The following is a 13,637-nucleotide window of genomic DNA, read 5'->3' on the forward strand; positions in this document are numbered from 1 at the left end:
CCAATGATTCATGAATTGCCCCTACTTGGAAATTAGAGTTTGGGCTATTTTTTGCGTAAGTCCTTAACTACTTACTAATTTCTGCCAAACACACTGCCGAGGGCACGCGCCATATTTTGCGGTTGCATTGCATCCATTGCGGCGGTGGGTTCGTAGCCGCAGTGAACCATGCAATCAGCACACTTGGGATTACCACTCTTCTGGCCGTATTGACTCCAATCAGTTTGTGCGAGTAATTCCTTGAAGGTAGAGTAATAACCTTCGTTTAGCAGATAGCAAGGTTTTTGCCAACCAAGAACGCTATAACTCGGGCTACCCCAAGGCGTACATTCGTAGTCCTTCTCACCAGTGAGAAAATCTAAGAACAGGGGATTGTGATTGAAGTTCCAATTTTTTTCACCAGCTTTATAGGGGGCGAGAATTTGCCGGAAGAGGGTGCGGGTTTGTTCGCGGTGGAGAAAATGATCTTGATCTGGTGCCCACTCGTAACTGTAGCCGGGAGAAATCATCATCCCGTCAGTATTTAGGGTTTCCAGAAAGTCGAAGAACTCTTGCATATCTTCGGGTTTAGTACCCTCAAAGATCGTCGTGTTAGTGGTGACACGAAAACCTTTGGCTTTAGCGGCGCGGATGGCTTTGACAGCAATATCAAAAACACCTTGGCGGTCTACACAATGATCGTGTAACTCGCGCATTCCATCTAAATGCACGCTAAAAGTTAGGTAAGGTGAAGGTTGAAACTTATCCAAGCTCTTTTCTAACAACAAACCATTTGTACACAAGTAAATATATTTCTTGCGTTCAATTAATCCTTGAACAATCTGATCAATCTGGGGATGTAGCAGAGGTTCTCCCCCAGGAATTGATACAACTGGTGCGCCGCATTCTTCCACTGCGGTAAAGCACTGTTCTGGGGTGAGATTTTGCTTTAAAATTTCCTTGGGATGTTGGATTTTACCACAACCAGTACAAGCTAAATTACAGCGAAAAAGAGGTTCCAACATCAATACTAAGGGGAAGCGTTTGCGTCCTTTCAAACGCTGAGTAACCAGATACTTCCCAATATCCATAGCTTGTTGTAGATTAACTGCCATTGTTGCGATCGCTCCTCTTTATATATCTAAAAACACCACATTAGGGATGCACATCTGTGCTAGCTAGCCTACTATATTTACTTGGTGTGCAACTTATCCTTAAAACCCTACTTCCATTCCTCTCCCCCACATGGCTATGGTGTACACAAGTTTCTTGACCTGAACGTTTGTTGCATCGACTCGCACCTTTGATGCATCGACTCGCACCTTTGATGCATCGCCCCGCACCTTTGATGCATCGCCCCGCACCTTTGATGCATCGCCCCGCACCTTTGATGCATCGCCCCGCACCTTTGATGCATCGACTCGCACCTTTGATGCATCGACTCGCACCTTTGTTGTATCGACCTACAAAAATTAACCCACCCTACGTTATGCAGCAACTTTAAAAGATTTGTGTGTACACCGTAGCCCCACAGGGAGAGAGGCTTTGATTTTTGCTCCCCTTCCCTACAAGAGAAGGGGTTGGGGGTTAGGTTTGAGAGAAAGTTGCACACGGCGTTATTATTTTTCATCGTGTTTCCGTGAGATACCCCAGGTTCAGCGAAGCAACCTGGGGAGGGATAACGGGTTTAATTTAATGGTTCGTTCGGTTTTGCCGTCTTCCCTTGGGAGATGCCATTAAATTAAACATTTTCCGAGTTGACAATACGATTAAACCCGTGTTTGGCTTAATCAATCGAACTTTTTTAGCAGTACATTGTCCTAGCCTTTTCCAATTACAATCACTAACTGAAACTTGTTTTTCGGTATCGCCACTTATCCAACCGAAGAATGATTTTTTACCTTGGATAGCTTCAACAAAATCACCTTTTCTAAATCCATGTCGAGTTGTAGTTCCACCATACTTACGTCTGTTGCCACCTTTAGATGGAACCATTAAATGCAGTTGTCTGCGACTAATTGGAGGACGACGTAAAACCGTGAATTGAGAATTAGTAATAATTACATTGCCTATCCAGCTTGCACCATGACTTTTTACTCCCTCCCATGCTTGGTATTTAACAAACTGTGAGCTTGCCAGCGTGACTGCATCAACTGCGTGAGTTTCTGGAATTTGTAGAGACTTGTCAGATTTTTCTTTGTGTAATCCCAGATATTTGCGTAGATTTGATGTTTCCCAGCCTTTTCTTAATTCGACTTTAGAAAGAAAAGATAGGCGATTAATTTGATATCGCTGACCGACCATCACAGGGCTAAAACTTTTGCTACCTTGGGCTTCTACAACTTCTACAACGATTATTTTTGCTGGGTAGATTTCAGAAAGAAGTTTAATCGATCGGTATTCCAAATCTTTGTTTGCTCGAATACTTGGAGGTAATTTAGATCCCCGACGATTATCAAATCTAGCTTGACGATGACTGCGTTGGTTGTAAGGTATTTTGCGATTAATTCTTCTGCCACGCCTACTACGCCGCATCATAGCTCGTTGTTCCATTCGGTCTTTAACTGTTTTGAATGGAAGAACTAGGTGCAACATCTGTAATGTGTATTTCTGAGACTGAACTGCAACACCAGAAAACATTTTGCCAGGGTCTAAACCAACAACAATCTCTTGAGTCTGGGTATCAGATGGTTCGACTATTAATTGAACATAAAAAATACCTAGTTTGTTAAATTTGCCAATCGCAATACCAGATTTAATCCAACGTCTAGCACGACTTGGCTTTGTTGGCATTAACGGGATATTTTCTGATGAAATCACGGGTACTCGCATAAAGAGATAATCCTCGGAGTAAAGTTTAAGTCCCCTCGCCCACCATATTTAGGATGGCTTGCCATAATGCAACGCCTTTAATAAGAAGGCTTGAAGATAACTCGAACTGGGGAAGTATTCGAGAGTTCGTACCTAAACATGGCTCAGTGGGCTAGTCAAACATGCAAGACCTATTTCTTGCAAGCCCCACCCTCAACGAAGTAGGGTGAGGTTATTGACTTCACATACCCCTGAGCAACAAACCAATCTACAGCTTCTTTGAGTGCTGCTTTTAGCGAAGATTGAGGTAGACCCAACTCTCGTACAGCCTTAGCTGCATTGTAATACATCGGTTGTTTCGCCATCCGAACGCCATCCAATGGTACTGAGGGCGATTTACCCAAGGGTGCGAGAATCTTTTCATCAACCCAGGCAACACTAAGGGGCAACCAAGGGGGTACTGTTCGTTGAGGTGCGATAAAACCTGTGATCTCGGCGAGTTGTTCGAGTACTTCTTTGAGACTAAGATTTTGATTACCTAAGATATAGCGATCGCCTGACTTACCCCGTTGCAAAGCCAGCAAATGCCCCCACGCTACATCCCGCACATCGATAAAATTCAGACCAGTATCCAAGTAAAAGGGCATTTGCCGTCGTAAAAACCGTAAAATTATATCACCTGTGGGTGTAGGTTTGATATCCAACGATCCAATGGGGCTGCTTGGGTTGACTATAACGACCTCTTGACCCGTAGCAACTGCTTGCATAGCTTCTTGTTCAGCCAGAAACTTAGACTTTTTGTAGTTACCCACCAGCTTTTCTAAAGGACTCTGATGTGTTTCATCGACCGCTTGACCAAACGATCCTACCCCAATGGCCGCCACTGAACTGGTGTAAACGGTGCGTTCGATGTTGGCTTTCCTAGCTGCTGCTAAGACATTGCGCGTACCCAGGACATTATTATAGTGAAGTAAGTCCCGGTCTGTTTGCCACAGGGAATAATGGGCTGCGACATGAAATAGGTATTGACAACCTCTCATTTGTTGCCAGAGATTTGGATCGTTCAAATCACCTTTAACAATTTCCACCTCCAAATTGCGGAGATTTTCTAAATTGCTACTTGAACGTACCAGCGCTTTAACTGTGTAACCCTCTTTTAGTAACAACCGTACCAAGTGGGCACCAATAAAACCTGTACCCCCCGTGACAAAAACTTGCATCAAGCTGTCCCTCTCTGCTTAAATCGGGGAAACCAATCATCTAAAATGCTGTAGACTACCGGCACAACAATCAAGCTGAGGATAGTTGAAGTTACGAGTCCACCAGCGATCGCTACAGCCATAGGCGATCGCAATTCGGAACCAGCACCAAAACCTAATGCGATCGGTAGCATCCCTAAAAGTGTAGAAGCAGTGGTCATCATAATTGGTCTGAGGCGAACTGGCCCAGCCCTGAGAATTGCCTCTGTCCGGTCTAAGCCAGATGTGCGGAGTTGGTTGATGTAATCTACCAGTAAGATGGCATTTTTGTTTGCCAGTCCTAACAAAAATACAAAGCCAATCAGCGAGATCATCCCAAAGTCACTCTTGGTAAAAAGTAAAGCCAGCATTGCACCGACAATTGACAAGGGCAAAGAAACACCAATAACTACAGGGTCTATCCAACTTTTGAATAGCAAAATTAGTACCACGACAATACACAGTGCTGATAAAAGCAAAGTAGTACCAAAACTACTAAATACTTCACCTTGGCGGGCCGAATCTCCTCCCAAGTCTAAAGTTACACCAGCAGGTAACACTGCTTTCGCTTCGGCTACTAGTTGGTCTGTGGCACTACCCAAAGACAAATCCTTGCCCAGATTGGCACTGATATAGGCTACCCGTTGATTGTTGAGCCGCTCAATTTGAAAAACCGTACCCTGCCCGTTAGTTTCGCTTGTTACAGTGACATCAGCAAATCCCGGTAATCTTTCGATGCGCTCTTTAATTGCCTTGGCAGCTTTGCTGAGGCTTTGGAGGTTATCGCCTCGTAGTGAAGCCTGTAAGGGTTTTTGTCCGCCAGTGTCAACAAATTGAATATCTTCGACGCTAGTACTCACACCAGGGAGATTAGGCAAAGACGAGCGTAATTGGTCTTGTACTTCCGCAGTCCTGATGTTACGGTCTTCCTTGAGCTTCACATACAGCGTACCTTTATTAGGTTCACCCTCACGAGAACCAACAGTAGTAAACACCGTTTCCACTACTGGAGATTTTCTCACCACATCTTCTAGTTTTTTGGCAACTTCTAGAGAATCGTTTAAGGGGTTGGGGATGGGGAATGGGGGATTGGGGATTGGGGATTGGGGACTGAAGTTCCCCTGCACCTGTGTTCCACTAGGAATACTCGGCAAGGGTGCGGTGTAAGTAATATTGAACTCGCCACGATCTAATTTAGGAATAAACCCTTTGGGAATTAGTAGACTTAGAGCCATACCTGCAACAAAGCTCAATATGGCTAATGCGACGACTGTCTTGCGGTGGTTTAAAGACCAGTTGAGTAAGTTTCTATAAAATCGGGTAAAATTCGCCCAGATGTTTGCTTCCTGGCGGCGTTGGGAATTTGAAGTAGCAGGTTTTAACCAATAAGTTGCTAAGGCTGGTGACAATGTACGGGCAACCAATGTCGAAGCAATCATGGCTGCTGAAACTGTGATTCCAAATGGCTTGAAGAACTGCCCAATTACCCCACCCATTAAACCAATGGGTAAAAAAACCGCTACTGCTGTAGCAGTGGTGGCAATCACTGTTAAGCCAATTTCATCTGTAGCTGAAAAAGCAGCTTGGCGGGGAGTTTCCCCCTCATCAATATGCCGCATGATGTTTTCGACATCGATAATCGCATCATCGATGACGCTACCAATCACCAAAGCTAAAGCTAACAGCGTAATTGTCTCTAGGTTGAAGCCAAAAATCGCCATGACGATAAACGTTGCCAACAAAGATGTCGGAATCGCCAAAGCAGAGATGAGAGTTGCCCGCCAATTCCATAAAAAAGGAAAAATTACCACTATCGACAAGACGACGGCCTCCATCAGCGCATCGATTGTTGACTGAGTGGCTTGGCGGATATATTCGGCTTGGGTAGAAGCTAAGGTAAGGTTAACATCCTTGAGGGTAGAGCGTAATCTTTGGACTTCTTCTTCAACTCGACTCACCACTTCTAAGGTGTTAGCGTCACCGCGTTTGATTACCTGAAATGCGAGTGCATCTTGGCCGTTAAACCTGACTAATGTTGCCCCTGCTTGGGGGATGGCTGCTGCACTTACATTCGCTGGATTTAGGGGAGTTGCAGTAGCACCGCCCAATAGTGAAACTTTTAGAACTCCTGGGAGTTTAGCGATCGCATTTACAATCTCGTCTTGCGCCAACTTTGTCAAATCTGTAAGATTCCGTTTGGAACTCTCAATGGCATAGCTAATGGCGGCTGACTCGTTCAAGTTCAGGGGAATAATTTTAGAAGTTGCTCCTTGAGGTAAAACCAACTGCTTAAGGGCAGTTTCAACTTCTTTGGTTGATGTTTCTAAATTAGTCCCAACGGCGAAAGAAAGGGCAACAGCAGTTTGACTCGGATAGGTGGATGAGCGGATATTTTCCAATCCTTCTAGGGAACGGAGGCGTTCTTCCAGGGGTTTGGTGAGCTTCGCCTCTGTATCCAGGGCAGTTGTCAGGGGGGCTGTAGCATTTACAACCACCACTGGAAAGGTAATATCTGGAAACAAAGCATACTTAAGGGAACTGAAAGCCAGAACACCAGCTACCGTTACGGCAATCCAAAAACTCACCGTCAGCCACGAAAATTGAATCGCCAATTTGGAAATATTGAAGAGTTCTCGTGCGGATTTTGAGCGATCAAGCTTAACCATCTTGGAAAATTATCGTGTGGGTGACACAATTATTTAGTCATCGATGAGGAAAAGGGGCAGGGAGCAGGGGAGAAGACCCCGTAAATAAATTTATTGGCTCTGAAACCCTTGTTTGCTAGGGGAATCCTAAATCCTCCCCCTTGCTCCCTGCTCCCTGCTCCCCTGCCTCTTCGGTCATGCTACAGCAATCAACTTGGGTTTGCGAGTTTTGGTCACTAGCAAACGGCAATATTAGTTATTGTCACTCAGATGTGGCAAAATTTTTAATACAGAATTGAACTTTAAAAATGAAACTTAATTCTGTTGAGCATAAGGAATTATGCGGCGATCGCCTATTTATACCCAAACGCAAACTTGAAACTGTCGAGAGGGCTAGTGTCTAATTTTTTGCCCATCAACACAATTCTGGTTCCTCAAGGAGCAGAATATAAAGCTGTGTGTCGCGGATTAAGTGGCGTTACTGGTTCCATCCCAACAGTAGTAGCCATACCTGTAGGAATGAAGCCTTTACTTAAGTATCTGCACCAAGGACAATTTTTAGCTCCCAAATCTAGGGTGCTGATTATGGGTATATGTGGCAGCTTGAGCGATCGCTATACAGTTGGTGATATTGTGCTGTATCAAGATTGTGTTTATCAAGGGAAGCTTCTAGAGTGCGATCGCTCTTTCACAACACAATTACACTCTTCATTATCAGAAAAAGTATCATTAGTCAAATCAATGACAAGCGATCGCGTAATTTGGTCTGCTACCGAAAAACGCCATTTAGGTGAGACTTTGGCTGCTGATGTTGTTGATATGGAAGGATTTACTGCCTTAGAGTTTTTTAATGCCGTCGGGATATCCGTGGCAATGCTACGAGTAGTCAGTGATAATTGTCAGCATGATATCCCCGATCTCACATCAGCAATTAACTCTGATGGTTCCCTAAACCCTTTCCCTTTAGCTATGGGAATGCTTCGACAACCCCTTGCTGCTACTCGACTGATTAGAGGTTCATTAACAGCATTAAAGGTATTAGAGCAAGTTACAAATCAGCTTTTTTCTGGGAATAGACTGGAATAATTTGTTGCAGGATTAATAATATAACGGGTTGCAATTAATTGAAATACAAATACTTTGTAGGGTGGCACAGATATGCTACCCTACTATATCTTGATATAAGTCGATATTTGTGAAATAAAACTATAAAAAGTATTTGTGTTTATTTGTGATTATATTTGCTTTGATATCACATTAAAAAATCTGGATTACGTACTATACAAAAGATTTATGTTGTGTATTAGCGTCAATACATAATTTCAGCTTCTTATTAATCATTTTTTATAAGAACCACATCTGTCGTAGGGGTGATTCATGAATTTACCCTATGACAGATGTGGTTTTTAAGCATGAACATATTTATAATTTTATGTCAACATGCAAGTCCTATAAAAGAAGAATTACCGTCAGTATAATAATCTATACAATTTTTATTTTGATGATTAAATTACTTATGCAATAAGTTTTACAGAAACTTTATTGTTATATCTATCAAGTAGAAAACGATATTGGGAAGCATAATATATAACCTGATCAGGGTTGGGTTCCACGAGAGCTAATTCCACTGGATTGTGAACTAAAAATACTTTTTTGCCAGGATAGCTCGGAACTAATTTGCCAACTTATAGAACAGAATTTATGAATCTCAATCACAAGCTCTACCTGTACTCGTTCTTAGCTCATTTCAAATGGCTGAAGAAAAGTTACACCGCTAAAATCATGTTGGTGGCTTTTTTGGGTACTCATGTACCACTTCTAAGTTTACTTTTGAGTTTCGTCATCTCAAACTCCTATTCCTTCGAGATGGCGGCGCGAGTTATGATTATTGCTCTATTGGCGACATTGGTGGGTACAGCTGTCACCCTCTATGCCCTAAACCATCTCCTCAAACCGGTCATTTTTACATCTGCGGCATTACAAAACTATTTGAACACCAAAACACTACCCGAATTGCCCACAGAATTTGCTGATGAAGCGGGTACTTTGATGGCAGATACATCACAAACCCTTCACAAACTAGATGAGTTAATTCACTACATTACTAATTATGATGAACTGACTGGATTACCCAATCGTGATTTATTCCGCGATCGCCTTCATCAGATTTTATCTCAACCTGAAAACAACCAGAGGCTTGTAGCTGTCTTCTTGCTCAGTATTGATGATTTCACTGGTATAAGTCATGGGTTGGATCATCAGACAACAAATTTATTGTTAAGAGCAATTTCCCAAAGGCTATCCACTTGCATGGTGCAAACAGATATTCTTGCCCATTTGAGTGGAGATGAATTTGTCCTTGCCCGAATCGATATGCATTCTTTGGAACATGTAATCAAGTTATCTCAAGCTTTGTTAAATACCTTGAGTAAACCCTTTCCTTTAGAAGGTAACTTGATTCATATTAGCGCCAGCATCGGCATCACAATTAATCACCTAAACGATCCGAATAATGTAGATCAACTTTTACAACAGGCTCATATAGCGCTTTATCAAGCGAAGCAGCAAGGGCGTAGTCAATACCAATTCTATTCGCCGGAAATGAATGCTCAGTTGCAAGAGCGACTGACTTTAGAAAAGGAATTACATGGAGCGCTTGAGCGTGGCGAAATGCTGGTTTATTATCAACCTTTGATTGATTTACATAGCGGACAAATGACAGCGATGGAAGCGTTGATTCGCTGGCAGCATCCGACATTAGGTATGATTTCTCCAGTCAAGTTTATTCCCATTGCAGAAGCCAATGGTGCGATCGTACAAATTGGTGAATGGGTTTTGCGAACTGCTTGCGCCCAAACCCGTGCTTGGCAGCTTGCTGGATTTACCCCAATTCGGATATCTGTGAATCTGTCATCTCGACAGTTTGAACAACCGTATTTGGTTGAGATCGTCAACCAAATTCTAGAAGAAACTGGACTTCAAGCATCTTCCTTGGAACTAGAAGTAACAGAAAGCTTCTTGATGGCTGATATTGATCGTTCAGTTAAAACCTTAAAACAATTACGAGAACTGGGTATCTGCTTGGCTCTAGACGATTTCGGTACTGGTTATTCCTCCCTGAATTATTTGAAACGCTTTCCTGTGAATATGCTCAAAATTGATCGGTCGTTTGTGCAGGATGTCATGTCTAATCCTGATAGCGCCGCCGTCACCGATGCGATTATTGCCCTAGCAAAGAGCCTCCGCTTGAAAATCACAGCAGAAGGTGTGGAAACCCAAGAGCAGCTAGAATATCTGCAAATGCGTGGATGCGATGAAGGGCAGGGTTACTACTTCAGTTGTCCAATTCCTGCTGATGTAATTGCCCCGATGTTGCAGAAAAGTTCTCAGCAAATGGAGATTACCACAACATAAGTCATTACTATAGCAATCCTATCTGAGTTTGTGAAAATTCTCAGTGTCCAGATCCCCGACTTTTTTGAGGATAACCCAGTATGGGTTAGACCCCCGTTGACATCCTCACCGCCGTGAACGCACCCTTAAGAAGGAGTAATGAGTAATAAGTAATAAGTAATGAGTAAATACCCATTTTTCTGATAACTGAAGAGAATAAAGAGCCAGAAAATACTCACAAAGTCGTATTTTCTGACTTTATTGATATGACACTGCATCCAAAAAATACATTAATAACAATATTTAGAGATGATGGAAGTATACTGAGCATCGACCTTTGAACGCGAACGGCTATGCAACCAGTTGATTTCACCACCCTTACAGCTACTTGTAGCGAGATCCGCACTAACTGGCTGCCCTCGCGGACAGAACAGGTTTATCAGCGCGATCGCTACACTATTGCTATAGCATTACGCACCCTAAAACAGCGTGATTGGCTACAGATTTCTTGGCATCCCCAAGCAGCACATATTTGTATCGGCGAGCCACCACCGCGATCGCCAGATACCTTTACCTTTAGCCAACAACTAATACACCAGTTGGGTGGTTTGGCACTGGTGGGTATTGAAGCGATCGCCCCTTGGGAGCGTGTTATTGATTTGCAATTTGCCCGTCGTCCCGGAGAAAGCGCCCTGTATCATGTCTATGCAGAAATCATGGGCAAATATAGCAACGTCATTCTCACCGATGCCAGCAATATAATTATCACCGCAGCCCATCAAGTCAGTCAGCAGCAATCTAGTGTCCGTCCCATCCAAACCGGACAACCTTATGAAACACCACCAAAACTAACTGGAACTGTCCCTAGTTTGAGCGAATCTCCAGAACGTTGGCAAGAACGGGTAAGTTTAGTACCAGGAGCAATCAAGCGGCAATTGCTGAAAAGTTATAGTGGCTTGAGTGCTGCGTTGTTGGATTTAATGCTGCTAGAAGCAAATATTGCACCAGAAACATCTACTGAAACTCTCAACCCTGACGATTGGCGACGGTTGTTTGAGCGTTGGCAAGAATGGTTGCAAGCTTTGGATGCCAAAAAATTTCAACCTGGTTGGACAAAAAATGGTTACACGGTAATGGGTTGGGGTGTAGTTGAAAAAGTTAAAGATGTTCAGGAGTTACTCAACCGTTACTACAGCAACCAAATTGACCAACAGTTATTTTCCCAATTGCGCCATCAGTTGAGTCAGAAATTGAATAATATTCTGGCAAAATTACGCAATAAAGCTCAAACATTTAAAACGCGGTTGCAGCAATCAGATCAAGCTGATGAATATCGACACAAAGCTGATTTATTGATGGCTCACCTGCAAAACTGGCAACCGGGGATGAAAGAAATTATCCTTGCTGATTTTGATACAAATTTGCCAGTAGCGATCGCTCTCCAACCAGATAAAAATGCTGTCCAAAATGCCCAAAGTCTTTACAAACAGCACCAAAAGTTGAAACGCGCTCGTTCTGCTGTAGAACCGCTATTGTTAGAAGTGCAGACAGAAATTGACTATTTAGAACAAGTAGAAGCTGCGATCGCTCAGATAGACATCTACCAAACGGCGGAAGATTTACGAGCTTTAGAAGAAATCCGCGAAGAGTTGATTGGGCAAAAGTATTTAGAAGATCCAGAATATCGCAGTCGTAGCGCAAACGAACCCCCTAGTACCAACTTTCATCGTTACCTTACCCCTAATGGCTTTGAAGTGTTAATTGGCCGCAACAATCGCCAAAATGACCAATTGACCTTTCGTGTCGCTGGAGATTATGACTTATGGTTCCACGCTCAAGAAATTCCAGGGAGCCATCTGTTACTACGTCTACAACCCGGCGCTGTGGCAGAAGAAGCTGATTTGCAATTTGTAGCCAATCTTGCCGCTTACTACAGTCGCGCCCGTCAGAGCGATCAAGTCCCAGTAGTTTATACCCAGCCAAAACACGTTTATAAACCCAAAGGAGCAAAACCGGGAATTGCCATTTACAAACAGGAGAGCATTCTTTGGGGAAAACCACAAATGGTCATTAGTCATTAGTCATTAGTCATTAGCATTGGGAATTGGAAAGAGGACTTGGGGACAAGGAGAATTGGGGACAAGGGGAAAGACTTGTTGTAAGTTCTAAACTTTTGTCAGCTTGTCAGCTTGTCCCCTTGTCACCTTGTCAGCTTGTCCCCTTGTCCCCTTGTCCCCCTGCCCCCTGCTCCCTGCCCCCCTGCCTCCTCTCTTGCCATCTATACCCAGCGATCTGCTGAATTATTCTAATAGATAGAGGCGTTTAGGGTTTATTCATATCTTTTTTTGATGAATATCAGGAAAAATCTGTGTTGACTGTTACAATATTTGTTAAGAAAAGTTGCCCGTTGCATTTTGGGAACGCGCAATTGGGTTTTAACTTTCTTGAGAAGACAACGCAAAAAAACATTTTCTAGACCAGCTGTGGGAGGCTGGTCTTTTTGTATTTAGACTAAGTGTATATTGTCATGGTGGGATATTGGGCCGAGTTGAGGCGATCGCCTGAGATAAATTTTAAAGCTAGGTGCATCTAGCTCTTAACAAATGTCCACTCCAGCACTTTAACGGGGGCTGACTGAAGGGCTTGACTCAATTCGGCACTGCTTTTAAATTCGGTCTGGAACAATTCACAGGCTTCAATGTTGACTGTAAATTGTTTTTCCTGAAATGGCCAAGGTTTGACAGTAACCAAGCGATCGCTACGCTGCATGATGTCGTAGCGCTGGCCATCGGGGCCTTTGCTAATTTCTAAAAACCGCTCATCTTCAGGTAGTTCCTGCTGACAGAGAATGAGAGAAAGGCGATCGCACCATTGCATAAATGCATAAGCTGCATCAACTTCCTCCTTTTTTATGCCCAGTTCTTTGCGCCACTGTTGCTGGTTTTGAAGTTGCTCATCTAAAATTTTGTCTAGTTCTGGAAAAGTGCCCCGGCTTGGCTCATTTAAACGGCTGATGTGCATGGAAATTAATAGAGCCACCCACCGTCCCCGGTAACGAGCATTCTTTGCCAGTTCCGCCACTTTGCCAATCCCAATCTTTGCATCCTTTTTTGTGGCGAGAGTGAAATCCTTCGGCGCACCTGCTTCAGTAACAAGGTCTTCTTCCCACTCTTTTTCTAGGTCATCGTGATGAGAAATCGCAGCTAGCGTTTCATAAAGCCGTGGTGGAGCATCTTTGCGTTGCCATTGTCCTGCTAATTGCGCTGCTAATAAAGCATGGGCACGATGATAAATAATTTCCCAACCATTTGGGGTAGAATTGACAATCACAAATGAATCTCCTGACTCTAAGTTTTGATTTGGAGATTAGCTCACATAAATTCAATTTTTTTTAGCAAGCTAATTTCTCAATTAATAATTTTAGTATGCTGATTTTTGATTACCACTACATCTGGCTTGCGATATATGCTGAATAATACCAATTATTATATCTGCGGTTATAGCAACCCTAAATGAGTTTTGAAAATCGATAAACTAAGATCACCGACTTCTTTGAGAAGTCGGTGATCTT

General features: G+C 43.2%; 9 protein-coding genes. 3 read left to right on the forward strand and 6 right to left on the reverse strand.

Annotated features, from left to right (window positions below; genetic code table 11):
- Window positions 1-74: 74 nt before the first annotated feature.
- The 5 genes from hpnH to VB732_RS31155 form a co-directional block, all read right to left on the reverse strand.
- On the reverse strand, window positions 75-1,094 hold the full coding sequence (gene hpnH, locus VB732_RS31135; RefSeq protein ID WP_323234713.1) for an adenosyl-hopene transferase HpnH: 1,020 nt from the start codon (window positions 1,092-1,094) through the stop codon (window positions 75-77).
- Between the two features lie 99 nt (window positions 1,095-1,193).
- On the reverse strand, window positions 1,194-1,427 hold the full coding sequence (locus tag VB732_RS31140; RefSeq protein WP_323234714.1) for a hypothetical protein: 234 nt from the start codon (window positions 1,425-1,427) through the stop codon (window positions 1,194-1,196).
- A 244-nt stretch (window positions 1,428-1,671) separates the two neighbouring features.
- Complete coding sequence (locus tag VB732_RS31145; RefSeq protein ID WP_323234715.1) at window positions 1,672-2,811, reverse strand: RRXRR domain-containing protein; 1,140 nt, start codon at window positions 2,809-2,811, stop codon at window positions 1,672-1,674.
- Window positions 2,812-2,981: 170 nt separating this feature from the next.
- Complete coding sequence (hpnA, locus tag VB732_RS31150; protein ID WP_323234716.1) at window positions 2,982-4,010, reverse strand: hopanoid-associated sugar epimerase; 1,029 nt, start codon at window positions 4,008-4,010, stop codon at window positions 2,982-2,984.
- The gene (locus tag VB732_RS31155; RefSeq protein WP_323234717.1) at window positions 4,010-6,694 is read right to left on the reverse strand and encodes an efflux RND transporter permease subunit; all 2,685 of its coding nucleotides are present in this window, start codon (window positions 6,692-6,694) and stop codon (window positions 4,010-4,012) included. Before VB732_RS31155 ends, hpnA begins: the two co-directional genes overlap by 1 nt.
- Window positions 6,695-7,069: 375 nt before the next feature.
- Between VB732_RS31155 and VB732_RS31160 the strand changes: the two genes are divergently transcribed.
- The 3 genes from VB732_RS31160 (at window position 7,070) to VB732_RS31170 (ending at window position 12,147) form a co-directional block, all read left to right on the forward strand.
- Window positions 7,070-7,759 carry a phosphorylase gene (locus VB732_RS31160; protein WP_323234719.1) on the forward strand — a complete coding sequence of 230 codons (690 nt, stop codon included), beginning with the start codon at window positions 7,070-7,072 and terminating at the stop codon, window positions 7,757-7,759.
- A gap of 615 nt (window positions 7,760-8,374) precedes the next feature.
- On the forward strand, window positions 8,375-10,087 hold the full coding sequence (locus VB732_RS31165; protein WP_323234720.1) for a putative bifunctional diguanylate cyclase/phosphodiesterase: 1,713 nt from the start codon (window positions 8,375-8,377) through the stop codon (window positions 10,085-10,087).
- Between the two features lie 332 nt (window positions 10,088-10,419).
- Entirely contained in the window at window positions 10,420-12,147 is a 1,728-nt protein-coding gene (locus VB732_RS31170; protein ID WP_323234721.1) for an NFACT family protein, read from the forward strand.
- Between the two features lie 508 nt (window positions 12,148-12,655).
- Here the strand turns inward: VB732_RS31170 and VB732_RS31175 are convergent.
- A complete protein-coding gene (locus tag VB732_RS31175; protein WP_323234722.1) occupies window positions 12,656-13,396 on the reverse strand; it encodes a DUF3891 family protein in 741 nt (246 codons plus the stop codon).
- Window positions 13,397-13,637 lie beyond the last annotated feature (241 nt).

It is taken from the genome of Nostoc sp. UHCC 0252 (genome assembly GCF_034931145.1).
In the GTDB taxonomy this organism is placed as follows: domain Bacteria; phylum Cyanobacteriota; class Cyanobacteriia; order Cyanobacteriales; family Nostocaceae; genus Nostoc.

Coding starts and splice junctions, on each gene's coding strand:
- hpnH (WP_323234713.1), bottom strand. CDS start 1,094: ATGGCAGTTAATCTACAACAAGCTATGGATATTGGGAAGTATCTGGTT.
- VB732_RS31145 (WP_323234715.1), bottom strand. CDS start 2,811: ATGCGAGTACCCGTGATTTCATCAGAAAATATCCCGTTAATGCCAACA.
- hpnA (WP_323234716.1), bottom strand. CDS start 4,010: ATGCAAGTTTTTGTCACGGGGGGTACAGGTTTTATTGGTGCCCACTTG.
- VB732_RS31155 (WP_323234717.1), bottom strand. CDS start 6,694: ATGGTTAAGCTTGATCGCTCAAAATCCGCACGAGAACTCTTCAATATT.
- VB732_RS31165 (WP_323234720.1), top strand. CDS start 8,375: ATGAATCTCAATCACAAGCTCTACCTGTACTCGTTCTTAGCTCATTTC.
- VB732_RS31170 (WP_323234721.1), top strand. CDS start 10,420: ATGCAACCAGTTGATTTCACCACCCTTACAGCTACTTGTAGCGAGATC.